Genomic DNA, 24,677 nt, shown 5'->3' on the forward strand with positions numbered 1-24,677 from the left:
CCGTTATGCGCTTCGAGATCATGCGCCTGGACGATGTCGACGGCACCGCCGTGGACAGCACCGTCGTGGACGCCGCCTCCGTCAACCGGATCGTGCAGCAGGCCGCCGCAGTCGGCCAGCGCATCTACATCCGCCCAGCCGATACCGCCGCCCGATGACGACTCACCCGCGTCACTCATGAGCGCGTGACGCGCCATGTCCGGCGCACGGAGCGCCCCGCACGAAACCTTTCGCGCGGGGCGCTTCGCGCGTCCGGGCCCGGCCGGCGGCCGGGTCAGACGCCGCGCACCACCTGGGTGACGCCGTTGATGATCTGCTGCACCGCGAGCGCGGAGAGCATCATTCCGGCCAGCCGGGTCACCAGCACCACCCCGCCGTCCTTGATCACCCGGATGATGACCAGCGAGAAGCGCATCACGATGTAGAGCACCACGTGGATGGCGGCGATCGCCGCCCACACCGACAGCTCACCGCTGATCCCGTCCGCGTGCTGCACCGCGAGAATCACCGAGACGATCGCGCCCGGGCCCGCCAGCAGCGGCATCCCGAGCGGCACCAGCGCCACGTTGACGTCCTTGGTCTGCGTCGGCTGCTCCGACTTGCCGGTCAGCAGGCTGAGCGCGACGAGCAGGAGCAGCAGCCCGCCCGCGATCATCAGCGCGGGCGGTGTGATGTGCAGCCGGCCGAGGATCTGCTCGCCGAAGAGCCCGAAGACGGCGATGACGCAGAACGCGACGGTGGCCGCCTGCCAGGCCATCCTGCGCTGCACCTTGGCGGGGCGGCCGGAGCTGAGGGCGAGGAAGATCGGGATGACCCCGGGCGGATCCATGATCACGAACAGGGTGACGAAGAGCGTACTGAAGACAGCGAAGTCGAACACAGTGATGGCCTTGCGCGAGGTGGTACGGGAGAGCGGTGAGGCGTACGGAGGGGAAGAAGGCGGGAGGGGGTGCGAGGGAGAGCCCGCGGATGTACGCGCGCGGGCGCATGAGCGGGCGTGAGCGGTCCGGGCAGCCCGGGCAGTCCGGGCAGAGCGCGGCGGGACGAAAGCCCGTCGGCCGGAGTCACGGCCGGGCCGGCCGGACGGACGAATTCAGTCCGCCGGCCGGAGCGCGGTACGGGTCAGCCGCCCGCGCCGGGGACGGGGAAGGCGCCGAACGCACGGCGCACGATCTCGCCGTATATCTCGGGGTCGGTGGTGTACTCGCCGAGCGCGACGGTCTTGCGGCTGCCGTGGTAGTCGCTGGAGCCGGTGGTCAGCAGGCCGAGGTCGGCGGCGAGACCGCGCAGCCGGGCCCGCGCCGGGGCGTCGTGGTCCATGTGGTCCACCTCGACGCCGTCCAGCCCGGCCGCCGCCAGGTCGGCGATGACGCTCTCGGGGACGGTCCGCCCCCGCTTGACCGCCAGCGGGTGCGCGAAGACGGTCACCCCGCCCGCGGCCTTGACCAGCCGGATCGCCTCGAACGGGTCCAGCTCGTGCTTGTCGACGTGGGCCCGGCCGTCGTTGGCGAGCCACTGCGCCGTGAAGGCGTCGGAGACGGTCTCGACGACGCCCAGTTCCACCATCGCGGCGGCGACGTGCGGCCGCCCCACGGCGCCGTCCCCGGCGATCCGCGCCACCTGCTCCCAGGTCACCGGAACACCCAGCTCCTGGAGCTTGGCCACCATGCCCCGGGCACGCGGCACCCGGTCGTCGCGGACCAGTTCCCGCTCGCGGGCCAGCTCGGGCTCATCGGGGTCGAAGAGGTACGCCAGCATGTGCATGCTCACGCCACCGACCCGGCAGGACAGCTCGGCGCCGGTGACCAGCGTGAGTCCCTCGGGCAGCGCGGCCCTGGCCTCGGCGTGGCCGCCGACGGAGTCGTGGTCGGTCAGCGCGACGACGTCCAGCCCGGCGGCCGCGGCGTTGCGCACCAGATCGGCGGGGGTGTCCGTACCGTCGGAAGCAGTGGAGTGGGTGTGCAGATCGATGCGCACGACGCTGAACTCCAGACTGCTGCGGGGCCGGCCAGGGGACATCAGAAGGATACCGGCCGCCCACCGGCCCCTCGAACACGCGCCCGCGCGGGCCCGGTCACACAGCCGGAAGCGCAATCGGCGGCCCACCGGCACCCCACCGGCCCCCACCGATCCCCGCACACCCGGCCTGCTCCCGCCCACCCGCCTACGTGAGCAGCCGCGGCGACAGCGCCCCGCACGGCAGCAGATCGACCTCGGCGCCCGCGTCCCGCAGATCGGTCAGCACCAGTTCGTCGTAGAGCAGCAGTCCCGACTCGGCGGGCCAGACCACCGCCCACAGCCACAGCCCGCGCGCCTCCCCGGCGAAGACGGCGCGGTCCTCGGGCGCTCCCTCGACGTGCCACAGCGGGGTCGGGCGCCCGGCCGCCAGCACTTTGACGTGCGGCGGTTTGTTCACGCACATGTGCGGGCCGGGGTCGGGGCCGCCGATGCCCGCGTACCGCGCGCCCAGGCCGACGCCCAGCTCTTCGGCGATCAGCAGCAGTTCACCGGGCCCGCCGAGCGGTCCGGGCCCCGAGCAGGCCACGGCGGTGGCGCGGCCGCCGCTGCGGTCGTCGCCCGCGCAGGCCACGCCCGTGAACAGCCAGCCGACGGGCAGCGGCCACGGCATCCATACCGGTACCTGGGCGCGGCGTACGACCACGGCCAGCGCTTCGACGCTGGGCGGAACGACCGGTTGCAGAGGATGCACGGTGCCGTGCACGCCACACTGCCAGGAGTCGGCAAAGAGACCGGGCGCCCGCACCCGGCCACCGCACTTCGGGCAACTGGGTTCGCCCCTCATAGACCTTTACGGTCCTCCCGGCCGGGCGCCGCGTCAAGGACGATCACCCATCCGGCGCCCCGGCCCGTGGTCCCGCCCGCTCCCCCGAGGATGTAGTTGCAGCTTGCACTCATTAGGGCCACTAACTTATTGTGTGTAGACAGCAACGTTTCGCGCGACCGGAGCAGGAAGGGGACGACGGCATGTCGGCACACGGCAAGAGCGGCCACGGCGGCGGCGCCGGAGACGATCCGTTCGACGAGGGCGGCACCAGCATCCTGCGCCAGCCGATGGCCGTATGGGCCACCGCGGGCGCCTCGGTCGTCGCCTTCATGGGCATCGGCCTCGTCGACCCGATCCTTCCCTCGATCGCCAAGGGCCTGCACGCCTCCAACAGCCAGGTCTCCCTGCTGTTCACCTCCTACTTCCTGATCACCGCGGTCGCGATGCTGGTCACCGGCTTCGTCTCCAGCCGGATCGGCGGCCGCAAGACGCTGCTCGCCGGGCTGGCGCTCGTGGTGGTCTTCGCCGCCCTGTCCGGCACGTCCTCCTCGGTGGGCGAACTGGTCGGCTTCCGGGCCGGCTGGGGGCTGGGCAACGCGCTGTTCGTCTCCACCTCGCTCGCTGTCATCGTTGGCGCCGCGGCCGGCGGCGCCGCCGCGGCGATCCTGCTGTACGAGTCGGCGCTCGGCCTCGGCATGGCCTGCGGGCCGCTGCTCGGCGCGGTCCTCGGCGACATGAAGTGGCGCTACCCCTTCTTCGGCACCGCCGTCCTGATGGCCGTCGGCTTCATCGCCATCACGGTGCTCCTCAAGGAGCAGCCCCGGCCGGCCCGCAAGACCTCCCTCCTCGACCCGATCAAGGCCCTCGGCCACGGCGGGCTGGCCTCCGCCGCCGTCTCCGCGTTCTTCTACAACTACGCGTTCTTCACGGTGCTGGCCTTCACGCCGTTCGTGCTGAACATGAGCCCGTACAAGTCCGGTGGCGTCTTCTTCGCCTGGGGCGTGCTGCTCGCCGTCTTCTCCGTGCTCGTGGCGCCGCGCCTCCAGGAGCGCTTCGGGTCGCTGAAGGTCCTGGGCGGCTCGCTGGTGCTGCTCGCCGTCGACCTCGTGGTCCTCGGGTACGGCAACCACCCCACGGCCGTCGTCTGCACGATCCTGTCCGGCGCCTTCATCGGCCTCAACAACACGGTCTTCACGGAGCTGGCGCTCGGCGTCTCGGACGCGCCGCGGCCGGTGGCGAGCGCGGGCTACAACTTCGTGCGCTGGTTCGCCGCCGCGGCCGCGCCGTTCCTGGCGCCGAAGATCGAGGAGTGGACCGACATCCACATCCCGTTCGTGGTCGCGGCCGTCGCGGCGCTCGTCGGCGCGGGCATCGTGGCCGTACGGCGCCGGGCGCTGACCGTACGGGCGCACGAGCTGGAGCCGCGGCACGCCACCGAGGACGGCGTGTCCGCCTTCGCCGGCTGAGGCAGCACCACGGCCGGGTACCGGCGCCGGGCTACGTCAGCGCCACTCCCATACGCAGCGGATCGCGCAGGTCCGTCCCGCCCTTGAGCCACCGCTCCTGGAGCGCCTCGGCGCCGTGCACCCGCTTCCAGGCGGCCTCGTTGGGCGTCATCGGCAGCAGCGGCAGGAAGCGGACCGGCTCCAGCGGCTCATCCAGCTGCAGGTCCTCGATCAGCCCGCCGGACTCCGCGACCAGCACGGACGTGAACGGCGCGCCCGGCCACAGCGGGTCCCCCACGTCCAGCGACGCCCCCGGCGCCACGACCACGCCCTCGACCTGCGGGGACGCGGCGAGGACGGCGAGCGGCCTGAGCGCCTTGTCGACGTCGGCGCGGCCCGCCTTCACCGACAGCACCAGTTCGGCGCGCGGCCCGCGCAGCGGATCGGCCAGCACCGCCGTGGGATCGGTCATCGGCCGGTCCGACATGCCGAGGGTGACGTAACGCACCAGGTCACCGTCCGGGCCGCCGCCCGTGAAGCGCAGGACCTCGATACGGTCGGTCCCGAGGAAGGTGACGGCGGCGCGCGCGTCCGGCTCGCCCAGGGTCGTACGCAGGCGGGCTTCGACCAGCTCAAGAACGTCAGACATGCGGCGAGCATAGGCCGGGGCCGGTGCCCGGCCGTCGCCGCCCGGCGGGCCGCGGCGCAGCGCGCGGCGGCCGATCGTATGGAACGGGCAAAGGCGCACCGGATCGGTTCTGACGGCTGATAGCCTTGCCGTCTGGTCAGGGAATGACGTTCGTCCCTCAGCGGGGACCGGCCGGAGGAGGTGGGGCTGCGGTGGATCCAAGTCGACCGTGCAGTACCGACAGTTCTCCTGTCATCCCCCAGCGCGCCCAGCGGCTTTCTTGATCCAGGGGCTTCCGTACCCCCGCCGCACGCGGTCAAACCCGTGAAGTGCCTTCGCGCCGGAAGTAGATGACGGAAGAGCGCCTTCGACTCTCGTTTCCGTGTTTTCTGCGAACTGCCGTCAGACCTGCGCACGGAGCGCCGCCCGCTTTGCGGACGTACGGCCAGTGCCGTTTCGTACGTCCTCGTTCCGGACAGCGTTACGCCGCGCGCCCGCGGCTGGCGGCCGGCCCGTGAAGGAGCCTGCCCATGTCGATGATCCGCGACCTGCGCGCCGCCGTCCGCCCCTCCCGCCGGCGCGAGGACTCCCCGTACAAGTACGAGACCGGCCCGCACCAGGCCGCGCACACCAACAGCGCCATCGTGGACTGCGGCGTCTACCGTGACGGCCGGCGCGTCAGCGACCACGTCACGCCGTCCCAGGCGATGGCGGGCGTACGCGGTGACGGGGGCTTCGCCTGGATCGGGCTGCACGAGCCCACCGAGGCGGAATTCGCCGAGATCGCGCGGGAGTTCGGGCTGCACCCGCTGGCCGTCGAGGACGCGGTCCACGCCCACCAGCGGCCCAAGCTGGAGCGTTACGACGACACCCTGTTCACCGTCTTCAAGACGGTCCACTACGTCGAGCACGCGGAGCTGACCGCCACCAGCGAGGTGGTGGAGACCGGCGAGGTGATGTGCTTCACCGGCCGGGACTTCATCGTGACCGTGCGGCACGGCGGCCAGGGCTCGCTGCGCGCCCTGCGCCACCGCCTCCAGGACGACCCCGAACTGCTCGGCAAGGGTCCGTCCGCGGTCCTGCACGCCATCGCCGACCAGGTCGTGGACGGCTACATCGCGGTGGCCGGCGCGATGCAGGACGACATCGACGAGGTGGAGATCGACGTCTTCAGCTCCGGCTCGGACGGCAAGCACACGGGCGCCGGCAGGGGCTCGGGGTCGGGCTCGGCGAAGGGCGGCGACGCCGGGAGGATCTACCAACTCAAGCGCGAGGTACTGGAGTTCAAGCGGGCCGTGTCGCCGCTGCTGCGGCCGATGCAGGTACTGAGCGAGCGGCCGATGCGACTGGTCGACTCCGACATCCAGAAGTACTTCCGGGATGTGGCCGACCACCTGGCCCGGGTCAACGAGCAGGTGCTCTCCTTCGACGACCTGCTCAACTCGATCCTCCAGGCCAACCTGGCGCAGGCGACGGTGGCCCAGAACGAGGACATGCGCAAGATCACCTCGTGGGCGGCGATCTTCGCCGTACCGACGATGATCGCCGGGATCTACGGCATGAACTTCGACTACATGCCCGAGCTGAAGTGGAAGTACGGCTACCCGCTCGTGCTGCTCGTCACGGTCGGCATCTGCTTCGGCATCCACCGCGGTTTCAAGCGCAACGGCTGGCTGTGACCACCGCGTCCCCCCGCCCCGGTGCCGCCGCCCATTAGGCTGCTCCCATGACGGAGACCGTGTCGCAGGCGCTGCTGGACCGCGCGCTCATCGAAGAGGCCACCAAGAAGTCCGGCCTCATCTGGGTACGGGGCACCACCGGCCCGGCGCGGGCCCTGTGGCACGTCTGGCACGACGGCGCCGCCTGCGTCGTCGGCGCGGGCCCCGGTGCCGCGGAACGCACCGCCGACCCCGCCTGCGAACAGCCGCTGCACGACCTCGGCCTGGTGGACGGCGGCACCGCGACCGTCACCCTGCGCAGCAAGGACAAGGGCGGCCGGCTGGTCGGCTGGCAGGCCCGGGTCACCGAGCTGACGCCGGACAGCGAGGCGTGGCAGGCCGCCGTGGAAGATCTCAAGGGCAAGCGGCTCAACGCACCGGACGCGGAGACGATGCCGCGCCGCTGGGCACGCGAATGCCGCGTCCTGCGCCTGGAACCGGTCACGGACGCGCCGGCCACCACGGACTTCGACGCCGACTCCCAGGCCGCCCGCCCGCTGCCCACCCCCGCCACCACGCGCGAGCCCATTCCGGCGGCCCTGCCCAAGCTGCTGCGGGGCAAGCGGAAGCGCTGAGGCGCGCGGAGGCGCTGAGGCGGGAAGGGCGCGCCTGGCGTACGGCGCGGAGCGGCGGCGAATCCTAGTCGCCGATCGTGATCTGCTTCCCGTAATCGATGACCTGGCTGTCCGCCGGTGCCTGGATTTCCACCGGCTTGCCCCAGTCGGTCAGCCGTACCTCGCCCGCGTCGCCCGCGCGGCGCAGCCGGAGCGGGTAGGGCTCGCCCACCAGGGAGACGTCGAGGGTGCCGCCCGCGCCCTGGCCGGCGGTGATGCGGATGGTGCGGGTGCCGTCAAGGGTGCCGCGGTCACCGGCGGCGAGTTTGCCGTGCAGGCCGAGGAGGCTGCCGAGCAGGACGTCCTTGTCCGTGAAGCCGCTGAAGCGCTTGTAGACGGGGTCCGAGGACGGCACCTTCACATACTTGCCGACGAGCTTGGAGGCGGACGTCTCGTCGTTCTTCGACGGGTTGGCGTTGTTCTCGCGTGCCCAGAACCCGGCGTCCGCCTTGAGGTAGAGGGCGTCGGCGACCCGCAGCAGCTGGAAAGTGGCCGCCTTGGTGGACAGCTCGCCCCGGGCACCTTGCGGGCCGAGGCGCATGTCCAGCTTGTAGGTGCGGCCCTGGCTGACGAGGTTGCCGGACAGCCGTACCGTTCCGGCGCCGCGGGCGGCTGTCTGCGCCTTGGCCTGGATCTTGTCGGCGGGCAGTTTGCCGACCCCGTTGGTCCCGGCGTCCGGGTCCTCCGCCGCGCATCCCGCCAGCGCCCCGGCGAGCACCGCGCACACCGCCGCCGTCAGCGCCGCCCCGCGCCTGCGGTGGGGTACGGCCGGGCGGCGGGAGCAGGCCCCGGCGGGGCCTGCCGAGGGGAAAGCGGTCACGACGGTTCTGCCTCCTGATGCGGATGACCTCGACGGCAGTACGGCAGCGTACCCGGGCCCGGGCACGCCGTACGGCGGAGTACGCGGTGGACACCGTACGGCCCTTCCCGCCCGGGCAGCACCGGGCGGTGCGCGTTAGCCTGATTTCGGATCAAGCCCGGGTAAGGGGCTTCACCTGCGCAGAAGCGGCAACACGTAACGCCAGGGAAAGAGCGCGGCCGCACGGCGGCCCGCCACGGCGCGGCGGAACGGAAGCGGAGGCACTCGGCATGGCGGTGGTCACCCCCCGGGTGTTCGTCTCCCACCTCGCGGGCATCGCCGTCTTCGACCCCAACGGCGACCAGGTCGGCCGGGTCCGCGACCTGGTCGCGATGTTGCGGGTGGGCGGCCGGCCGCCCCGGCTGCTGGGCCTGGTCGTCGAGGTGATCAGCCGGCGCCGGATCTTCCTGCCGATGACCCGGGTGACGGGCGTGGAGTCCGGCCAGGTCATCACCACCGGCGTGGTGAACATGCGGCGCTTCGAACAGCGCGCTTCGGAGACGCTGGTCCTCGGTGAGCTGCTGGACCGCCGGGTGAGCCTGGTCGAGTCGGGCGAGGAGGCCACCGTCCTGGACATCGGCATCCTCCAGCTGCCGGCCCGCCGTGACTGGGAGATCGACAAGGTCTTCGTACGGAAGGGGAAGGAGCGGGCGCTGCGCCGCAAGGGAGAGGTGCTGACGGTCGACTGGTCGGCGGTGACCGGGTTCTCCCTGGAGGAGCACGGACAGGGCGCCGAGAACCTGCTCGCCACCTTCGAGCAGCTGCGCCCGGCGGACCTGGCCAGCGCCCTGCACCACCTGACGCCGAAACGGCGCGGCGAGGTGGCCGCGGCGCTGGACGACGACCGGCTGGCGGACGTCCTGGAGGAGCTGCCGGAGGACGACCGGGTCGAGATCATGGGCAAGCTCGCGGAGGAGCGGGCCGCCGACGTCCTGGAGGCGATGGACCCGGACGACGCCGCCGACCTGCTCTCCGAGCTGCCGGAGGAGGAGAAGGAACGGCTGCTGGGCCTGATGCGGCCGGACGACGCGGCGGACGTACGGCGTCTGCTGGCGTACGAGGAGCGCACGGCGGGCGGTCTGATGACGACCGAGCCGATCGTGCTGCGGCCGGACGCGACGATCGCGGACGCGCTGGCGCGGGTGCGCGACCCGGACCTGTCGCCGTCGCTGGCGGCGCAGGTGTACGTGTGCCGGCCGCCGGACGAGACGCCGACCGGCAAGTACCTGGGCCTGGTGCACTTCCAGCGGCTGCTGCGCGACCCGCCGTTCACGCTCGTCAGCTCCGTCGCCGACACCGACCTGCCGCCGCTGCCGCCGGGTACCCCGCTGAACGAGGTCACCAGCTATCTGGCGACGTACAACATGGTGTCGGCGCCGGTCGTGGACGAGAGCGGCTCCCTGCTGGGCGCGGTGACCGTCGACGACGTACTGGACCACCTGCTGCCCGACGACTGGCGTGAGGCGGAGATGCACGGCCCGCCGGGCGCGGCGGCGGACCGGGAGGGAGAACCGGACGATGGGCGCTGAGGAACGGGACGGTGTCAAGGAGCGTGCGCGGGCGCTGAGCGCGGCGCCGGGGCCCGGGCCGGGCGGCGGGCGCCCCCGCGTGCGCCTGGACCAGCCGCGCGCGCGGCGCCGGAGCCTGCTGCCGGAGTACGACCCGGAGGCGTTCGGGCGGCTGTCCGAGAAGATCGCCCGCTTCCTGGGGACCGGCCGGTTCATCGTCTGGATGACGGTGATCATCGTGCTGTGGATCATCTGGAACGTCGCCGCGCCCGCCCATCTGCGCTTCGACAACTACCCGTTCATCTTCCTGACCCTGATGCTCTCGCTCCAGGCGTCCTACGCCGCGCCGCTGATCCTGCTGGCGCAGAACCGGCAGGACGACCGGGACCGGGTCACCCGCGAACAGGACCGCAAGCAGAACGAGCGCGCCATCGCCGACACCGAGTACCTGACCCGGGAGATCGCGGCGCTGCGGCTGGGCCTGGGCGAGGTGGCCACCCGCGACTGGATCCGCTCCGAACTCCAGGACATGATGAAGGAGCTGGAGCTGCGTCAGATGGTGGACGCGGAGAGCGAGCAGGAAGGCCGACGACGGGAGTAGCACGGGCGCCGGGGGCCGGGACGGGTGCCCGGAGTGACGAACACGACCGTCGCCAGGGCTTTCCGGAGGCCGCCACCGGCCCCGTAGTCTTGGGGGTATGGCTACCGACACGCCCCAAGGCGCAGCACCCGGCGAGGACGCGGTCCGCGCCGCGCTCGCCACGGTGAACGACCCCGAGATCCACCGCCCCATCACCGAACTGGGCATGGTCAAATCGGTGGAGATCGCGGCGGACGGCGCGGTGGCGGTGGCGGTCTACCTGACGGTCGCCGGCTGCCCGATGCGCGAGACGATCACCTCGAACGTGCGCGAGGCCGTGGGCCGCGTCGAAGGCGTCACCGGCGTCTCCGTCGAGCTGGACGTGATGAGCGACGAGCAGCGCAAGGAGCTGGCGTCCTCGCTGCGCGGCGGCACCGCCGAGCGCGAGGTGCCGTTCGCCAAGCCGGGCTCGCTGACCCGGGTGTACGCGGTCGCCTCCGGCAAGGGCGGCGTCGGCAAGTCCTCGGTGACGGTCAACGTGGCGGCCGCGATGGCGGCGGACGGCCTGAAGGTCGGCGTGGTGGACGCCGACATCTACGGCCACTCGGTGCCCCGGATGCTGGGCGCGGACGGCCGTCCCACCCAGGTCGAGAACATGATCATGCCGCCGTCGGCCAACGGCGTGAAGGTGATCTCCATCGGCATGTTCACCCCGGGCAACGCCCCGGTGGTCTGGCGCGGCCCGATGCTGCACCGCGCGCTCCAGCAGTTCCTGGCCGACGTGTACTGGGGCGACCTGGACGTCCTGCTGCTCGACCTGCCCCCGGGCACCGGCGACATCGCCATCTCGGTGGCGCAGCTCGTCCCGAACGCCGAGATCCTGGTCGTCACCACCCCGCAGCAGGCCGCCGCCGAGGTCGCCGAGCGGGCCGGCTCCATCGCCGTACAGACCCACCAGAAGATCGTCGGCGTGGTGGAGAACATGTCCGGGCTGCCCTGCCCGCACTGCGACGAGATGGTCGACGTGTTCGGCACCGGCGGCGGCGAGCGGGTCGCCGAGGGCCTGACGAAGACCACCGGCACCCAGGTGCCGGTGCTGGGCGCCATCCCGATCGACGTACGGCTGCGCGAGGGCGGCGACGAGGGCAAGCCGGTCGTGCTGACCGACCCGGAGTCCCCCGCCGGCGCGGCGATCCGCGCCATCGCGGGCAAGCTGGGCGGCCGCCAGCGCGGCCTGTCGGGCATGTCGCTGGGGATCACGCCGCGCAACAAGTTCTGAGGCGGCCCGGCGGCCGGAGACGGCAGCCGGGACATGCGGAGGGGCGGGGCCCGACGGGCCCCGCCCCTCCGTCGTCGTACGGGCCGGTGCTCATTGCCGTGCGACCCGTTCCTCGTCCTCGTACGGCCCGGCGCGTGGCCGCTCAGTTCACTCCGCCGCCACGCCCTCCGCGGGCACGTCACCGGCGTCCTCGGCCCCCGCGCCGCTGTCGCCGCTCTCGTACGCGGCGATGTCCTTGACCACCGCGAAGCCCAGCCCGTACGCGCTCATCCCGCGCCCGTACGCCCCGATGTGCACGCTCTCCGGGCCGTCGCCCGCCGAGCCGGCCAGCACCCAGCCGTACTCCGACTCCCGGTAGCGGAACGGCGTCGGTACGCCGTCCACCGGCAGCGTCAGCGCGCTCCAGCCCTCGCCGCCGAGGTCGTCCGCCAGCTCCCAGGCGAGCATCGTCTGCTGGTCGAGCCAGTCCTGGCGGAGCGTGCGGTCCATCTGCGTCGGCCAGGTACGCGACAGCAGGCCCGATCCGGCGAGCCAGGCCGCCGTGGAGGTGGACGTGGCGTCCAGGACCCCCGTGCCGTCGGCGCTGCGCCGGACGGGCCGGCTGGCGACGGTCACCACGACCGCGAAACGCTCCGAGTCCGGCCGGCTCTCCACCTTTATGGAGGGCTGCCGGCCGTGGCCGGTGGCGCCGTGCTCGACCGTGCCGTCCGCGGCCGCGCCGACCTGCAGCAGCCAGCGGGGACCGGTGAACGCGTCGTCGAGTCCGTACCACGGGAAAGCGGCCGACAGATACCCGTCGACCTTCCGTCCGGTGTCGGCGGTGACCGCCTGAACTCCTGCCCGACCCGTCGTCTCCATCTGCGCGGAGCCTCCTAGTTGCCCTGCGTCGTGGGCGGCCCGCCCCCCTCAGGCGACCTCACCCCGGACACGGGGAGCATAGTCAACCCGGTCGGCACCAGCGGGCATAAGGCTTGCATAAGACGAGTCAGGTGGCATCGGGATCGAACGGCGGGCGCTCGCCCGGCGCCGGCTTCGCGCCCTTCTTGAACATGTCCGGCGCGGCGGACCCGCCGCCGGAGCCCGTCGCGGCGTCCGGAGCGTCCTTGGTGAAGCTCACCCGGGGCGCGGACCCCCGGTCGGCGGAGGAGGCGCCGTCGGTGCCGTGCACGGCGTCCGTGACCTCGGCCATCTCCTGCTTCAGGTCGAAGCCGTTACGGATCTCCTGAAGGCCGTACTGGTCGTTCTCCAGCACGTGCTTGCGTACGAAGTTCTTCGGCTTGAGGTCCTCGAACTCGAAGTCCTTGAACTCCGGCCCCAGCTCGCTGCGGATGTCCTCCTTGGCGTTGTCCGAGAACGCCCGCACCTTGCGCACGAATCCCATGACATCGGAGATCACCTTGGGCAACTTGTCCGGCCCGAAGATCAGTACCGCAAGGATCACGAGCGCGACCAGCTCTAGGGGTCCTATGTCGAAGAACACCTTGCAGCTCCTTGGGTCATCCGTGGCCTGCCGGGTCCCAAAGGGACCTGGGGGGACGTGTCGGGCCTATGGGCCAGGCCGCCTATCACGGTACCTGGCCCACGGCATCCGGCGGGAGTCGCCCGTCCCAACACCGTGCAAACGGTCATTTCTCGCCGGTGGCGGCGCCGAGGACCAGCTGCGCGGTCTGCTCCTTGCCGTCCCGCCGCAGGGTCAGGCCGAGCCGGTCCCCCGGCCGGTGGCTGCGCACCTTGATGATCAGTTCCTCGCCGCTGTGCACGGGCTGCCCGTCCACCTTGGTGATCACGTCCCGCGGCTTGATGCCCGCCTTGGCCCCCGGACCGCCGGGCGTCACGGGGGCGCCGCCGTCCTTGCTCTTGGAGCTGACCCGCGCGCCGTCGCCCGCGTACTCCATCTCCAGCGTGACGCCGATCACCGGGTGCAGCACCCTGCCCTTGTTGATCAGCTGCTCGGCCACCCACTTGCCCTGGTTGATCGGTATGGCGAAGCCCAGGCCGATGCTGCCGCCCTGGCTGCCGCCCTCCAGGCCGCCGCCGGAGCTGTCGGCCGCGCGGATCGCGCTGTTGATGCCGATCACCCGCGCCCGGGAGTCGACGAGCGGGCCGCCGGAGTTGCCCGGGTTGATCGGGGCGTCGGTCTGCAGGGCGTCGACGTACGAGATGTCGCTGCCGTCGCCCTTCTTGCCGCCCGCCGTGATCGGCCGCTGCTTGGCGCTGATGATCCCGGCGGTGACGGTGTTGGCGAGGTCATACGGGGCGCCGATCGCCACGACCGGGTCGCCGACCCGTACCGAGTCGGAGTCGCCCAGCGCCAGCGGACGCAGCCCGGAGACACCCTGGACCTGGACGACGGCCAGGTCGTAGCCGCCGTCCCGGCCGATGACCTTGGCCTTGGCCGTCTGGCCGCCGCTGAACGAGACCGATATCTCGCCGCCGGTGCCGGCCGGCTCGACGACATGGTTGTTGGTGAGGATGTGGCCCTGCTTGTCGAGGACGAAGCCGGTGCCGGTGCCCTGCTCACTGTTGCCGCGGACGTGCAGGGTGACCACGCTGGGCAGGGCGGCCTGCGCGATACCGGCGACGCTCTCCGGCTTGCGGCCGCCCTTGTCGCCGGTGTCCTGCGGCAGCTCGATGGAGCCGAGGCCGCCGTTGCGCTCGATGTACGCGCCCACGCCGCCGCCGATACCGCCGGCCAGCAGCGCCAGGGCCACCGCTCCCGCGGCCAGCGCGCCGCGGCGGTTGCGGCGGGGAGCCGGGGGCGCGGGCGGCGGCGTGCCCAGGGGCATCGCCGCGCCGGGCTGGGGCGTGCTCCAGGGGTCGTATTGCTGCCAGTGGGGTTGATGGTGTGGCTGGTGCGATTGCTGGTGGGGGTGATCGTGGGCTGCGGCCGGCGGCTCGGGGGTGCCCGGGCCGGGCTGCGGCATGTGCCGGGACTGGGGGTGGTCCGGCTGCGGCTCGCCCTGCGCCTCGGGCGGGAGCGGGTCGCCGCCCGACGCGTCGTGCGCCACGGCGGGGAGCACAGTGGTGTCCGTGCCGGACGGCGGCGTGGCCGCGGCCGGGGCGAGCGGCGGCTGGGCGTGCGCGGACGGCGGCTCGGGCTGCGGCATCGGTGTACGGGCGGAGCCCTCGTACGGCTGCGGGCCCGCAGGGTGCTGCGGCGGGCCCGGGAACGGCTGCTGGGGCGGTGGTACGGGCGCGCCGGCGCCGTACGCGGGCGGCTGCGGGGTGGTGCCCTGCGGCGCCGCGCCCGTGCTCCGCAGCGGAAGTCCCGTGCCGTGGGGCGGGGTGGCCGTCGGGCGCTGCACCGGCGGCGCGGGGGCCCAGGGGCCCGGATCGCCGTACGGAGGTGTGCCGTACGGGTCCTGGGGATGCAGCGGCTGCCGCGGCGGGGCGGCCGGCGGCGCCGGGACCTGCGGCGCGGAGGCGTGCGGCCCGGAGGCGGAGGCATCCGGTGCGCCGGAGCCCGCGCCGGGCGCGGCCTCCGCGGGCGTGCTGCCGGAAGCCTCGGCCTGTCCCGTGGCATCCCCGGCCTGCGGACCGGCCGAAGCGGCCTCCTCAGATCCGGCGGGCGCGGCACCGGCCGCACCGGCGGCCGGAACCGTGAACTCCCGGGTCGCGGCGGTCTCTCCAGCCCCGGTACCGGCTCGGGGCGCGGTGGGCCCCTGCGCCGCCGGCTCGGCGGGCTGCTGCCCCGACCGGCTCCACCAGTTCCGCTTCGGCCCGGCGGCCGTCCCCTCGTCCATGCTCTCCGTGCTCCCCACCGATTCGCCCGCTGTGTCAGGCGGGCACCACCACCTCGCCGACGGCGCGCCCCGGCAGGGGGACGCCGCCCCATCAGCGATTCAACCAGGTTCGTACGGCCGCGCGCAGAGCCCGGTCAGCGTGGGACGGGGCGGTGGGCGGTCATCGACTCCCGGGAGGCGGGACCGGACGGCAGGGCGGTCCCGGCCAGGGGTTGGCCGACGTCCGCCGACGGCTGGTACGGGCCCACGGCGTGCGCGCCGGACTGCGGGGCCGGCGCGGTGCCCTGGGCGGGGTGGTGGGGCAGGAGCTGACCGGTCTGGAGCGAGAGCGCGGGCGGGACGGACCGGCCGTCGTACGGGAGCGCGCCCTGGGACCGGGGCAGGCCGGACGAGGGGCGCGCTGCCAGCGGCACCGACGGGCCGGTCAGGCCGAGGGAGCTGGGGGCGGGCTCCGGGGTCGCGCCCGCACCGGGGAGCGACCGCGCCCAGGGGTGGCCGGTGGCGAAGAGCAGGGCCTCGCCGCGGGTCAGACCCGGCGGGCCGACCGGGCCCGGGGTGGCGCTGAGCGGCGTCATCTGACTGCCCGTGCCGTCGGCGCGCCCGCTCGGGGTGTCGACCGCCGCCTCCAGGGGCAGCGCGCCGCCGAGCGCGAACGCCGCCAGGGAGACCGCGCCGGCCGCCGCGAAGGCGAACCGGCGGCGCTGCGGCGCGGGCCGGTCCGGCTCGTGGATACGGAAGCCGCGCGAGCGCGGCTGGCGGGGCACCGCGCCGACGGCATGGCTGCCGGACGGTGCATACCGGAACGAGCCGCCGCGCGCCTCGAACTCGCCGCGCTCGGTGAAATCACCACCGAACGCGCCGCCGCCGAAGCGCCCGGGGCCCAGCCGACTTCCGGAGCCGTCGGCATCACCTCCGGGCAGGCCCTGGAGGCGCGCCAGCAGCCCCTCGGAGGGGCCGGGGGGCGCCGTGGCCGCGAAGACGTTCTTCAGCTGCCGCTGGTCGTCGGCCTCCGCCTTGCACTTTCCACACGTAGCGAGATGCGCGAGCACCCGCTCGCGCGCGTCATGCCCCAACTCCCCGTCGACCAGAGCCGCGAGGCGGTCGCCGAGATGATGCTCGGCGGGGGACGGACCGCCTGTACCGCTCACGCGATTCCGACCTCCCCTGTGGTGACCGAGGTGAGCGGCCGCCGCTCGCGCTCGCGCTCCTCGGCACGCGCCGCCGGGGAGCGGTGCTTGAGCGCCTTGCGCAGGTGGGAGCGGCCGCGGTGAATGCGGCTGCGGACCGTGCCCAGCTTCACACCGAGGGTGGCGGCGATCTCTTCGTACGACAGGCCCTCGATGTCGCAGAGCACCACGGCGGCGCGGAACTCGGGCGCGAGGGTGTCCAGGGCCTGCTGGACGTCGGCGTCGAAGTGGGTGTCGTTGAAGTGCTGCTGCGGGGAGGGCTCGCGGCTGGGCAGCCGCTCGGCCGCGTCGTCGCCGAGCGCGTCGAAGCGGATGCGCTGGCGGCGGCGGACCATGTCCAGGAAGAGGTTGGTCGTGATGCGGTGCAGCCAGCCCTCGAAGGTGCCGGGGGTGTACGTCGACAGCGAGCGGAAGACGCGGACGAACACCTCCTGCGTCAGGTCCTCGGCGTCGTGCTGGTTGCCCGTGAGGCGGTAGGCGAGGCGGTAGACCCGCGCGCTGTGGGTGCTGACGATCTCCTCCCAGCTGGGCGGGGTCCAGGCCTGCGCATCCGCATCGGCGGCGAACGTCGCTGTCGTAGCGGTGTCAAAGGCCCCTCCCCTACCCTTGTGGCCGTGGGAGCGGGAACGGTCAGCAGTGTCTGTCACGGATTTCGGCTCGACGGCCGACCGCCTGAGGCGCCTGCGCGCCCATCGGTCACCCGCCGCAGCCGCACCTCCCCTGGTGGCTCTGGTGGTGTCCAGTAGAGCCCCTACCATATCCACCTCGCCCGTTAGCTCCGGATAAGCAGATTTGACCTGCTTTTGGTCTGGCTTCGCGTCATCCCGCACAACTCGCTGGGTCTTCACCGATGCATCCCCCCTGCAGTGCTTCAACGCCCGGTCCCATCTGCGGGTTCCCGCACGCAGCGGATACAGTCACGGTTGCGTCAACTACGGGGACAGGAGAGGGCCATTACCGGCAACCGGCAGACGAGCTTGGCATTCGCCGAGGCGTACGGCGCCGGGACCATCGACGACAAGGCCGACGCCGCCCTGCACTGGTCCCGCGACCGGGCACGGGAGGCGGGCATCCGCGCGGTGTCCACGGGCACCGGCACCGCGCTGCGGCTGCTCGCCGCGACGGCGGACGCCAAGGCGGTCGCCGAGATAGGCACCGGCACGGGAGTGTCGGGCATCTACCTCCTGCACGGCATGCGGCCGGACGGCGTCCTGACGACGGTCGACCTGGAACCGGAGCGGCAGCAGTTCGCGAAGCAGGCGTTCCGGGAGGCGGGCTTCGCCGGCAACCGCGCGCGCTTCATCCCCGGCCGCGCGCTGGACGTCCTGCCCCGGCTCGCCGACGGCGGCTACGACCTCGTCTTCTGCGACGGCGACCGCATGGAGTGCCTGGACTATCTCGCTGAATCGTTGCGGCTGCTGCGCCCCGGTGGCCTGGTCTGTTTCGAGGGCGCCTTCGCCGACGGCCGTACGGTCGACTCGGCGGCCCAGCCCGCGGAGGTGCTGCGCCTGCGGGAGCTGCTGCGCACCCTCCGCGAGACGGACGCGCTGATCTCGTCCCTCCTGCCGGTGGGCGACGGCCTGCTGTGCGCGGTCAAGCGCGGCTGAGCGGGGAACCGTGGCAGGTACGGGGGCGGCCGCCGGAGCGTACGGGGGGACCACTGTACGGACGGGAAGGCCACGGCGCGTACGGGCCGCACGCGCGGGAACGAATGCGGCCCCGGCGGGCACCACGCGCGAGCGCGGCACCCACCGGGGCCGGGGTATTCGGCTGGGGGTCCAGGGGTCAGCCCCGGGAAACCGCAGCATCAGGGCGGCTGCCCTGTCAGACGGTGACCTTCTCCAGGGCCTCGCCCAGGGCCTTGGCTTCGTCGGGAGTCAGCTCGACGACGAGTCGACCGCCGCCTTCGAGCGGAACGCGCATGACGATGCCCCGCCCCTCCTTGGTCACCTCGAGCGGGCCGTCGCCCGTTCGCGGCTTCATGGCCGCCATGCTCGTTCCCCTTCCTGAAACCAGCTCACGCAGCCGACAACCCAGGTGTCACCGGCATCGAACACATTGCTTCCAGGCCATTATCCCGCATCGCACGACCCGATGACCAACATCGGGGAGCATCCCTTCGGCAACGCGCTCTCGCAAAACCACCCAATTCGGGGAGTGGGCTGCGATACTTCGCCATCGTCCGGCGTCCGGTCCTCGCCGGTTGTTTGACGTACGTCACATGACGGGCGCCGATGATCTCCGGCATCCTGAGCGCTGGCCGCCACTGTCCGGCGGCCGACGAGCCGCGACGGAGGGACCCCTCACCATGGCCGACACCGTGCTCTACGACGTGACCGACGGCGTCGGGACGATCACGATCAACCGCCCCGACGCGATGAACGCGATGAACACGGAGGCCAAGGAGGCCCTGCGGGACGCCCTGCGCGAGGCCGCCGCCGACCCGGCCGTACGCGCGGTCCTGCTGACCGCCACCGGACGCGCCTTCTGCGTGGGGCAGGACCTCAAGGAGCACATCGGTCTGCTGGCCCAGGACCGCGAGACCGGCTCCGGGCAGACCATGAGCACGGTGCGCGAGCACTACAACCCCATCGTCACGGCGCTCGCCGGCATGGCCAAGCCGGTGGTGGCGGGGGTCAACGGCGTGGCCGCGGGCGCCGGCGCCGGTTTCGCGCTCGCCGCCGATTACCGGGTCGTCGCCGACACCGCCTCCTTCAACACCTCCTTCGCCGGCGTCGCGCTCACCGCCGACTCCGGCATCTCCTGGACGCTGCCCCGCCTGATCGGCCACGGCCGCGCCGCCGACCTGCTGCTCTTCCCGCGCAGCATCACCGCCCAGGAGGCGTTCGACCTGGGCATCGCCAACAAGGTCGTGCCGGCGGCGGAGCTGGCGGCCGAGGCGGCGGCGGTGGCGCGCGCGCTGGCCGAGGGCCCGACCGCCGCCTACGCCGCGATCAAGGAATCCCTTGCGTACGGGGCCGGGCACTCGCTCACCGAGACGCTGGCCAAGGAGGACGAGCTGCAGACGCGGGCGGGCGCCTCGGAGGACCACCACATCGCGGTCGAGGCGTTCGTGAAGAAGGAGAAGCCGAGGTTCCTGGGCCGCTAGGAGGCTCGGGCGGGCGCGGCGGGGCCCGCCTCGGGCGCGGGCGGCCGGGGCGCACCCCAGCGCACCTCCGGCGCGCGCCCCGGCGCGCCTCCCCCGCCCTCACGCCGCTGCCGCCGCCTCCACCGCGTCCCGCACGTGGCAGTCCGCCAGATGGTCGTTGACCAGGCCGCACGCCTGCATCGTCGCGTACGCGGTGGTGGGGCCGACGAAGCGGAAGCCGCGCTTCTTGAGGTCCTTGGCCAGCGCCGTGGACTCCGGGGTGACGGGCGCCACGTCGGACAGCGTGCGCGGGGCCCGCCGGGCGTCGCGCTCGGGCGCGTACGACCAGATCAGCCGGTCCAGCTCGCCGGGGGCCAGCTCGGCCGCGACCCGCGCGTTGTTGATCGCCGCGTTGATCTTCGCGCGGTTGCGGATGATGCGGGCGTCGGTGAGCAGCCGTTCGGCGTCCGCCTCGGTGAACCGGGCGACCGCCTCGATCCGGAAGTCGGCAAACGCGGCCCGGAAGCCCTCGCGGCGGCGCAGGATCGTGATCCAGGACAGCCCGGACTGGAACGCCTCCAGGCACATCCGCTCGAAGAGCGCGTCGTCGCCGTGGACCGGCAGGCCCCACTCGGTGTCGTGGTACGTGCGATAGTCGGCCATTTTCTCCGACTCCATGCCCCAGGGGCAGCGGGGCACCCCGTCCGGAGCCGTGCTGACGCCCGTCATGAGGCGGTCTTCCCCTCTTCCTCGCCCCCGGGGGCCGGGGGCTCCTCCCCGGCCGCACCGGCCGGGCGTTCGCCGGGCCGCTTCCCGGCCCGGCCCCCGGTGCCGTCCTCCGGGGCGTCCTTGATCAGGCCGGGCGGGCCCATCGCCGCGGCGTGCGCGCCGGCCAGGGCCGCCTCCAGTTCGGCGATCCGCGCGTCCCGTTCGGCCAGCTCGGCGCCGAGCCGGTCCAGGACGTCGTCGACGTCGTTCATGCGGTAGCCGCGCACGCTCACCGGCAGGCGTACCGCCTCCACGTCGGCGCGGGAGACGGGCCGGTCGGCGGGCAGCGGTTCGTACAGCCGGTCCGGCGCGGCCTCGCCGAGCCCGCCCTCGTCACCGCCGCCGACCACGGCGAGCGTGACCGCGGCGACCACCACGACCATCGCGATCAGCAAGAACCAGAACACGACCATCTCCCCGAGCTATGCGTTGGCACTGATCGTGCCATGCGGGTGTGACCGTTAGGGTCGCTGGCGGACCAGGAAGAGGGAGAAGCAATGCTGCGGCTGGGGAATCGAGAGTTCGCCGGGCACGAGCCGGTGATCATGGCCATCGTGAACAGGACCCCGGACTCCTTCTACGACCAAGGAGCCACCTTCACGGACGAGCCGGCGCTCGCCCGGGTGGAGCAGGCGGTGGCCGAGGGCGCCGCGATCATCGACATCGGCGGGGTCAAGGCGGGCCCCGGCGAGGAGGTCAGCGCCGCGGAGGAGGCCCGGCGCACGGTCGGCTTCGTGGCCGAGGTGCGCAAGCGGTACCCGGACGTGGTGATCAGCGTGGACACCTGGCGGCACGATGTCGGCGAGGCGGTCTGCGAGGCCGGCGCCGACCTGCTCAACGACGCGTGGGGCGGGGTGGACCCGAAGCTGGCCGAGGTCGCGGCCCGGCACGGCGTGGGCCTGGTCTGCACCCACGCGGGTGGCGTCGAGCCGCGTACCCGGCCGCACCGGGTGGCGTACGAGGACGTGATGGCGGACATCCTGCGGGTGACGCTGGGGCTGGCCGAGCGCGCGGTGGAGCTGGGCGTACGACGCGACGCAATCATGATCGACCCGGGCCATGACTTCGGCAAGAACACCCGGCACAGCCTGGAGGCGACCCGCCGGCTCGGCGAGATGGCCGACACGGGATGGCCGGTGCTGGTCTCGCTGTCCAACAAGGACTTCGTCGGCGAGACGCTGGACAAGCCGGTCAAGGAGCGGCTGCTCGGGACGCTGGCGACGACCGCGGTGTCGGCGTGGCTGGGCGCGCAGGTCTACCGCGTCCACGAGGTCGCCGAGACCCGGCAGATCCTGGACATGGTGGCCTCGATCGCGGGCCACCGGCCCCCGGCGGTCGCCCGCCGGGGGCTCGCCTGACCCCCGGCTACTTCCCGGTCTCCTTGGAGACCAGCGCGACCGCCTCGTCCACGTCGTCCGTGACGTGGAAGAGCAGCAGGTCGTGCTCGGACGCCTTGCCCTGCGCGACGACCGTGTCGCGCAGCCAGTCGACCAGGCCGCTCCAGTACTCCGTACCGAAGAGCACGATCGGGAAGCGGGTCACCTTCCGCGTCTGGACGAGGGTCAGCGCCTCGAACAGCTCGTCGAGGGTGCCCATGCCGCCGGGCAGTACGACGAAGCCCTGCGCGTACTTCACGAACATCGTCTTGCGGACGAAGAAGTAGCGGAAGTTGACGCCGATGTCGACGTGCGGGTTCATGCCCTGTTCGAAGGGCAGCTCGATGCCCAGGCCGACGGAGACGCCCTTGGCCTCCCTGGCGCCCCGGTTCGCGGCCTCCATCACGCCGGGCCCGCCGCCGGTGATCACCGCGAAGCCGGCCTCCACCAGGGCCTGGCCGAGCGCGACGCCGGTCTCGTACTCGGATGAGCCGACGGGGGTACGGGCCGAGCCGAAGACGCTGATGGCGCTCGGCAGTTCGGCCAGTGCGCCGAAGCCCTCCACGAACTCCGACTGGATGCGCATGACCCGCCAGGGGTCGGTGTGCACCCAGTCCGTGTCGCCCTCGGCGGTGTCCAGCAGCCGCTGGTCCGTGGTGCCCTTCTGCACCTGTTCGCGTCGGCGCACCACGGGTCCCAGGCGCTGTTCCTCCCACGCCCGCTCTTCCTCGGGGCTGGCCATATCGTGCTCCCTCCGCTGCCGGTCGGTGTCCGGCAAGGGTAGATCGGCCCAGGTGGCGGGCAGGGCGATTCCGGCTGCCGGAACACCTGCGGGGGACGTGGGCCGGGCGGGTCAGGCGGTGAGCCAGGCCCGCAGGCGCTCCTCGCAGTGCAGGATCCGCTCGACGGCGACCCGTTCGTCCTTCTTGTGCGCCAGTACGGGGTCGCCGGGGCCGTAGTTCACGGCGGGCACGCCCAGGGCGCTGAAGCGCGAGACGTCCGTCCAGCCGAACTTGGGCTTGGCGACGCCGCCGACCGCCTTCATGAAGGCGGCGGCCGCGGGGTGGGAGAGGCCCGGCAGCGCGCCCGGCGAGTGGTCGTCGACGGTCATTCCGGCGACGCCGCAGTCCGCGAAGACCTCGCGGACGTGGCCGAGCGCTTCCTGCTCGCTGCGGTCGGGCGCGTAGCGGAAGTTCACGGCGACGGTGCAGGCGTCGGGGATGACGTTGCCCGCCACGCCGCCCTCGATGCGCACGGCGTTCAGGCCCTCGCGGTATTCGAGACCGTCGATGACGGCCCGGCGCGGCTCGTAGGACGCCAGGCGCGCGAGGATCGGCGCCGCCGCGTGGATGGCGTTGCTGCCCATCCAGCTGCGTGCCGAGTGGGCCCGCTCGCCCTCGGTGTGCAGCAGCACTCGCAGGGTGCCCTGGCAGCCGCCCTCGACCTCGGTGTTCGAGGACTCCAGCAGCACGGCGAAGTCGCCCTCCAGCCAGTCCGGGTGCTCCTCGGCCAGCCGTCCGAGGCCGTTGAACTCGGCGGCGATCTCCTCCATGTCGTAGAAGAGGAAGGTCAGGTCGCGGTTGGGCGCGGGGACGGTGGCGGCGATGCGCAGCTGGACGGCGACGCCGGACTTCATGTCGGTGGTGCCGCAGCCCCACAGGACGCCGTCCTCGTCGAGCCGGGAGGGCACGTTGTCCGCGATGGGCACGGTGTCCAGGTGACCGGCCAGCACGACCCGCTCGGCATGGCCATGGAACGTGCGCGCGACGATGCAGTTGCCGTCCCGCTCCACCGTCAGGTGCGGGAGCGCGCGCAGCGCGTTCTCGACGGCGTCCGCGATGGCCTTCTCGTCCCGGCTGACGGACGGGATGTCGACGAGCTGAGCGGTCAGCTCGGCCGCGTCCAGGGAGAGGTCGAGTGCGGGGGTCTGCGTAGCGGTCTCCATGGAGCCGACCCTACCGGCGCCCCTCCAGTACCGTTGGCTGCGTGTCCCCCCAGCCCACCGCTCCCGCCCGCGGCACCCGTAGCAAGCGCCTCCTGCGTACCGGCGCGGCCTTCGCCGTGCTCGTCGGGCTGGCCGTCTACCTCGTCGTGCAGTACGTCACCGGCGGCCCGGGTGCCCCGCGCTGTGCGGTGCGGGCCTCGGACGGCGGCAAGCCGTACGAGATCTCGCCGGAGCAGGCCGCGAACGCCGCGACCATCTCGGCCGTCGGCTCCTCGCGCGGGCTGCCGGAGCGGGCCGTGACGATCGCGCTGGCGACCGCCATGCAGGAGTCCGGGCTGCGCAACATCGGCTTCGGGGACCGCGACTCGGTCGGCCTCTTCCAGCAGCGGCCGTCCCAGGACTGGGGCACGGTCGACCAGATCATGGACCCGGTCTATTCGGCCGGGGAGTTCTACACCCACCTGGTCAAGGTGCCGGGCTATTCGCGGCTGCCGCTGACGGTGGCCGCGCAGAAGGTGCAGCGCAGCGGTTTTCCGCAGGCGTACGCCAAGCACGAGCCGAACGCCGCGCTGCTGACCGGTGCCCTCACCGGGCGCGACGGGGCCGCGATGACGTGTTCGGTCAGCCGTCCGGCGGACCGGGAGCAGCCGGGCGGTCTGGACGGGGTGCGCAAGCAGCTGGTGCGCGAGTTCGGGCCCGACGTGCTGCCGCACGGGGGCGGGGCGGCTCCGGGCGGCAAGGGCGACGGCGAGGACGGCGGCCGGGTGCTGACGGTGCCCGCGCGGCCGGCGCCCACCGGTGACGGGGACGAGGCCCTGGCGGCGGGCCGGGGCACGGGACAGGCCGGCGGCACGTCCGCCGGCGGGGACGGCTCCGGGACGGAGCGGCGCGGCTGGGAGCTGGCCACGTGGGCGATGGCCCACTCCGGCGCATTGGGCATCGAGCAGATTTCCTACGCCGGGAAGATGTGGTCGGCGGCCGATTCCGGGAAGGGCTGGCAGAAGGCGACCGGTGCGGCCGCGCGGGCTGCCGCGTCGGACGTACGGATCGTCACCGCCAAGTGAGCCGCGCGGTGCCTTCCGGGGCGGGGTGTCCCGCCGGGCGGAGGGGCCGCGCCGTAACCCGGACGGCCGTCATGCCGTCAGCCTCGTGGT

Annotated in this window: 26 protein-coding genes; 11 read left to right on the forward strand and 15 right to left on the reverse strand. The window is 72.9% G+C overall.

Annotated elements, in window-relative coordinates:
• Positions 1-5: 5 nt before the first annotated feature.
• The gene (locus tag ACZ53K_RS00515; RefSeq protein ID WP_003985759.1) at positions 6-158 is read left to right on the forward strand and encodes a hypothetical protein; all 153 of its coding nucleotides are present in this window, start codon (positions 6-8) and stop codon (positions 156-158) included.
• Between the two features lie 116 nt (positions 159-274).
• Here the strand turns inward: ACZ53K_RS00515 and ACZ53K_RS00520 are convergent, their stop codons facing one another.
• From ACZ53K_RS00520 to ACZ53K_RS00530, 3 genes are all read right to left on the reverse strand, one after another.
• Complete coding sequence (locus tag ACZ53K_RS00520) at positions 275-880, reverse strand: MarC family protein (RefSeq protein ID WP_468830140.1); 606 nt, start codon at positions 878-880, stop codon at positions 275-277.
• Positions 881-1,122: 242 nt separating this feature from the next.
• A complete protein-coding gene (locus tag ACZ53K_RS00525; RefSeq protein ID WP_468830767.1) occupies positions 1,123-1,977 on the reverse strand; it encodes a PHP domain-containing protein in 855 nt (284 codons plus the stop codon).
• Positions 1,978-2,164: 187 nt separating this feature from the next.
• A complete protein-coding gene (locus ACZ53K_RS00530) occupies positions 2,165-2,803 on the reverse strand; it encodes a DUF6758 family protein (protein ID WP_468830142.1) in 639 nt (212 codons plus the stop codon).
• Between the two features lie 182 nt (positions 2,804-2,985).
• Between ACZ53K_RS00530 and ACZ53K_RS00535 the strand changes: the two genes are divergently transcribed.
• The gene (locus ACZ53K_RS00535) at positions 2,986-4,251 is read left to right on the forward strand and encodes an MFS transporter (RefSeq protein ID WP_468830144.1); all 1,266 of its coding nucleotides are present in this window, start codon (positions 2,986-2,988) and stop codon (positions 4,249-4,251) included.
• A 31-nt stretch (positions 4,252-4,282) separates the two neighbouring features.
• Here ACZ53K_RS00535 and ACZ53K_RS00540 read toward each other — a convergent pair whose 3' ends face one another.
• Positions 4,283-4,879: a suppressor of fused domain protein gene (locus ACZ53K_RS00540; protein ID WP_468830146.1), complete on the reverse strand. Its 597-nt coding sequence runs from the start codon at positions 4,877-4,879 to the stop codon at positions 4,283-4,285.
• 509 nt (positions 4,880-5,388) lie between these two features.
• Between ACZ53K_RS00540 and ACZ53K_RS00545 the strand changes: the two genes are divergently transcribed.
• Together ACZ53K_RS00545 and ACZ53K_RS00550 are read left to right on the forward strand one after the other, a co-directional pair.
• Positions 5,389-6,537: a magnesium and cobalt transport protein CorA gene (locus ACZ53K_RS00545; RefSeq protein ID WP_468830148.1), complete on the forward strand. Its 1,149-nt coding sequence runs from the start codon at positions 5,389-5,391 to the stop codon at positions 6,535-6,537.
• 47 nt (positions 6,538-6,584) lie between these two features.
• A complete protein-coding gene (locus ACZ53K_RS00550) occupies positions 6,585-7,151 on the forward strand; it encodes a hypothetical protein (RefSeq protein WP_468830150.1) in 567 nt (188 codons plus the stop codon).
• Between the two features lie 64 nt (positions 7,152-7,215).
• On the opposite strand, the gene ACZ53K_RS00555 is transcribed toward ACZ53K_RS00550, so the two are convergent.
• Complete coding sequence (locus tag ACZ53K_RS00555) at positions 7,216-8,010, reverse strand: hypothetical protein (protein ID WP_468830152.1); 795 nt, start codon at positions 8,008-8,010, stop codon at positions 7,216-7,218.
• 269 nt (positions 8,011-8,279) lie between these two features.
• Here ACZ53K_RS00555 and ACZ53K_RS00560 point away from each other — a divergent pair, with 269 nt between their 5' ends.
• From ACZ53K_RS00560 to ACZ53K_RS00570, 3 genes are all read left to right on the forward strand, one after another.
• Positions 8,280-9,578 carry a magnesium transporter MgtE N-terminal domain-containing protein gene (locus ACZ53K_RS00560; RefSeq protein ID WP_468830154.1) on the forward strand — a complete coding sequence of 433 codons (1,299 nt, stop codon included), beginning with the start codon at positions 8,280-8,282 and terminating at the stop codon, positions 9,576-9,578.
• Positions 9,568-10,158 (forward strand): DUF1003 domain-containing protein, encoded by a 591-nt coding sequence (locus ACZ53K_RS00565; protein WP_468830156.1) that lies wholly within the window; start codon positions 9,568-9,570, stop codon positions 10,156-10,158. Before ACZ53K_RS00560 ends, ACZ53K_RS00565 begins: the two co-directional genes overlap by 11 nt.
• Positions 10,159-10,255: 97 nt before the next feature.
• On the forward strand, positions 10,256-11,416 hold the full coding sequence (locus tag ACZ53K_RS00570) for an Mrp/NBP35 family ATP-binding protein (RefSeq protein WP_468830158.1): 1,161 nt from the start codon (positions 10,256-10,258) through the stop codon (positions 11,414-11,416).
• Between the two features lie 147 nt (positions 11,417-11,563).
• On the opposite strand, the gene ACZ53K_RS00575 is transcribed toward ACZ53K_RS00570, so the two are convergent.
• The 5 genes from ACZ53K_RS00575 to sigE all read right to left on the reverse strand — a co-directional run bounded on the left by ACZ53K_RS00575 (position 11,564) and on the right by sigE (position 16,993).
• Positions 11,564-12,274: a hypothetical protein gene (locus ACZ53K_RS00575; protein ID WP_468830160.1), complete on the reverse strand. Its 711-nt coding sequence runs from the start codon at positions 12,272-12,274 to the stop codon at positions 11,564-11,566.
• Positions 12,275-12,401: 127 nt separating this feature from the next.
• Positions 12,402-12,896 carry a sec-independent translocase gene (locus ACZ53K_RS00580; protein ID WP_468830162.1) on the reverse strand — a complete coding sequence of 165 codons (495 nt, stop codon included), beginning with the start codon at positions 12,894-12,896 and terminating at the stop codon, positions 12,402-12,404.
• A gap of 145 nt (positions 12,897-13,041) precedes the next feature.
• The gene (locus ACZ53K_RS00585) at positions 13,042-15,159 is read right to left on the reverse strand and encodes a S1C family serine protease (RefSeq protein ID WP_468830164.1); all 2,118 of its coding nucleotides are present in this window, start codon (positions 15,157-15,159) and stop codon (positions 13,042-13,044) included.
• 134 nt (positions 15,160-15,293) lie between these two features.
• The gene (locus tag ACZ53K_RS00590) at positions 15,294-16,307 is read right to left on the reverse strand and encodes an anti-sigma factor family protein (protein ID WP_468830166.1); all 1,014 of its coding nucleotides are present in this window, start codon (positions 16,305-16,307) and stop codon (positions 15,294-15,296) included.
• On the reverse strand, positions 16,304-16,993 hold the full coding sequence (gene sigE, locus ACZ53K_RS00595; protein ID WP_468830168.1) for an RNA polymerase sigma factor SigE: 690 nt from the start codon (positions 16,991-16,993) through the stop codon (positions 16,304-16,306). Before sigE ends, ACZ53K_RS00590 begins: the two co-directional genes overlap by 4 nt.
• 276 nt (positions 16,994-17,269) lie before the next feature.
• Here sigE and ACZ53K_RS00600 point away from each other — a divergent pair, with 276 nt between their 5' ends.
• Positions 17,270-17,953: an O-methyltransferase gene (locus ACZ53K_RS00600; protein WP_468830170.1), complete on the forward strand. Its 684-nt coding sequence runs from the start codon at positions 17,270-17,272 to the stop codon at positions 17,951-17,953.
• A 217-nt stretch (positions 17,954-18,170) separates the two neighbouring features.
• Here ACZ53K_RS00600 and ACZ53K_RS00605 read toward each other — a convergent pair whose 3' ends face one another.
• Positions 18,171-18,338 carry a DUF3117 domain-containing protein gene (locus tag ACZ53K_RS00605; protein ID WP_003985072.1) on the reverse strand — a complete coding sequence of 56 codons (168 nt, stop codon included), beginning with the start codon at positions 18,336-18,338 and terminating at the stop codon, positions 18,171-18,173.
• Between the two features lie 316 nt (positions 18,339-18,654).
• On the opposite strand from ACZ53K_RS00605, the gene chcB reads away from it, so the two are divergent.
• Entirely contained in the window at positions 18,655-19,455 is an 801-nt protein-coding gene (chcB, locus tag ACZ53K_RS00610; protein ID WP_468830172.1) for a 2-cyclohexenylcarbonyl CoA isomerase, read from the forward strand.
• A 99-nt stretch (positions 19,456-19,554) separates the two neighbouring features.
• Here the strand turns inward: chcB and ACZ53K_RS00615 are convergent, their stop codons facing one another.
• The gene (locus ACZ53K_RS00615) at positions 19,555-20,163 is read right to left on the reverse strand and encodes a DNA-3-methyladenine glycosylase I (protein ID WP_468830174.1); all 609 of its coding nucleotides are present in this window, start codon (positions 20,161-20,163) and stop codon (positions 19,555-19,557) included.
• Entirely contained in the window at positions 20,160-20,609 is a 450-nt protein-coding gene (locus tag ACZ53K_RS00620; RefSeq protein WP_468830176.1) for a DivIVA domain-containing protein, read from the reverse strand. Before ACZ53K_RS00620 ends, ACZ53K_RS00615 begins: the two co-directional genes overlap by 4 nt.
• A gap of 90 nt (positions 20,610-20,699) precedes the next feature.
• Between ACZ53K_RS00620 and folP the strand changes: the two genes are divergently transcribed.
• A complete protein-coding gene (gene folP / locus ACZ53K_RS00625) occupies positions 20,700-21,560 on the forward strand; it encodes a dihydropteroate synthase (RefSeq protein ID WP_468830178.1) in 861 nt (286 codons plus the stop codon).
• A gap of 7 nt (positions 21,561-21,567) precedes the next feature.
• On the opposite strand, the gene ACZ53K_RS00630 is transcribed toward folP, so the two are convergent.
• Together ACZ53K_RS00630 and dapE are read right to left on the reverse strand one after the other, a co-directional pair.
• Positions 21,568-22,320 (reverse strand): LOG family protein, encoded by a 753-nt coding sequence (locus ACZ53K_RS00630; RefSeq protein WP_468830180.1) that lies wholly within the window; start codon positions 22,318-22,320, stop codon positions 21,568-21,570.
• 111 nt (positions 22,321-22,431) lie between these two features.
• Positions 22,432-23,523: a succinyl-diaminopimelate desuccinylase gene (gene dapE / locus ACZ53K_RS00635; protein WP_468830182.1), complete on the reverse strand. Its 1,092-nt coding sequence runs from the start codon at positions 23,521-23,523 to the stop codon at positions 22,432-22,434.
• Between the two features lie 41 nt (positions 23,524-23,564).
• Between dapE and ACZ53K_RS00640 the strand changes: the two genes are divergently transcribed.
• Complete coding sequence (locus tag ACZ53K_RS00640; RefSeq protein ID WP_468830184.1) at positions 23,565-24,587, forward strand: VldE C-terminal domain-containing protein; 1,023 nt, start codon at positions 23,565-23,567, stop codon at positions 24,585-24,587.
• The last annotated feature ends 90 nt before the right edge of the window (positions 24,588-24,677 follow it).

The sequence above is a fragment of the Streptomyces sp. NPDC033221 genome, assembly GCF_055577005.1.

Excerpts from the sequence above, each read along its gene's own strand:
- ACZ53K_RS00560 (WP_468830154.1), top strand. The coding sequence starts at position 8,280 with ATGGCGGTGGTCACCCCCCGGGTGTTCGTCTCCCACCTCGCGGGCATC.
- ACZ53K_RS00575 (WP_468830160.1), bottom strand. The coding sequence starts at position 12,274 with ATGGAGACGACGGGTCGGGCAGGAGTTCAGGCGGTCACCGCCGACACC.
- ACZ53K_RS00550 (WP_468830150.1), top strand. The coding sequence starts at position 6,585 with ATGACGGAGACCGTGTCGCAGGCGCTGCTGGACCGCGCGCTCATCGAA.
- ACZ53K_RS00545 (WP_468830148.1), top strand. The coding sequence starts at position 5,389 with ATGTCGATGATCCGCGACCTGCGCGCCGCCGTCCGCCCCTCCCGCCGG.
- ACZ53K_RS00535 (WP_468830144.1), top strand. The coding sequence starts at position 2,986 with ATGTCGGCACACGGCAAGAGCGGCCACGGCGGCGGCGCCGGAGACGAT.
- chcB (WP_468830172.1), top strand. The coding sequence starts at position 18,655 with ATGGCCGACACCGTGCTCTACGACGTGACCGACGGCGTCGGGACGATC.
- ACZ53K_RS00585 (WP_468830164.1), bottom strand. The coding sequence starts at position 15,159 with ATGGACGAGGGGACGGCCGCCGGGCCGAAGCGGAACTGGTGGAGCCGG.
- dapE (WP_468830182.1), bottom strand. The coding sequence starts at position 23,523 with ATGGAGACCGCTACGCAGACCCCCGCACTCGACCTCTCCCTGGACGCG.
- folP (WP_468830178.1), top strand. The coding sequence starts at position 20,700 with ATGCTGCGGCTGGGGAATCGAGAGTTCGCCGGGCACGAGCCGGTGATC.
- ACZ53K_RS00530 (WP_468830142.1), bottom strand. The coding sequence starts at position 2,803 with ATGAGGGGCGAACCCAGTTGCCCGAAGTGCGGTGGCCGGGTGCGGGCG.
- ACZ53K_RS00605 (WP_003985072.1), bottom strand. The coding sequence starts at position 18,338 with ATGGCGGCCATGAAGCCGCGAACGGGCGACGGCCCGCTCGAGGTGACC.
- ACZ53K_RS00515 (WP_003985759.1), top strand. The coding sequence starts at position 6 with ATGCGCTTCGAGATCATGCGCCTGGACGATGTCGACGGCACCGCCGTG.
- ACZ53K_RS00565 (WP_468830156.1), top strand. The coding sequence starts at position 9,568 with ATGGGCGCTGAGGAACGGGACGGTGTCAAGGAGCGTGCGCGGGCGCTG.
- ACZ53K_RS00615 (WP_468830174.1), bottom strand. The coding sequence starts at position 20,163 with ATGACGGGCGTCAGCACGGCTCCGGACGGGGTGCCCCGCTGCCCCTGG.
- ACZ53K_RS00570 (WP_468830158.1), top strand. The coding sequence starts at position 10,256 with ATGGCTACCGACACGCCCCAAGGCGCAGCACCCGGCGAGGACGCGGTC.
- ACZ53K_RS00540 (WP_468830146.1), bottom strand. The coding sequence starts at position 4,879 with ATGTCTGACGTTCTTGAGCTGGTCGAAGCCCGCCTGCGTACGACCCTG.
- ACZ53K_RS00630 (WP_468830180.1), bottom strand. The coding sequence starts at position 22,320 with ATGGCCAGCCCCGAGGAAGAGCGGGCGTGGGAGGAACAGCGCCTGGGA.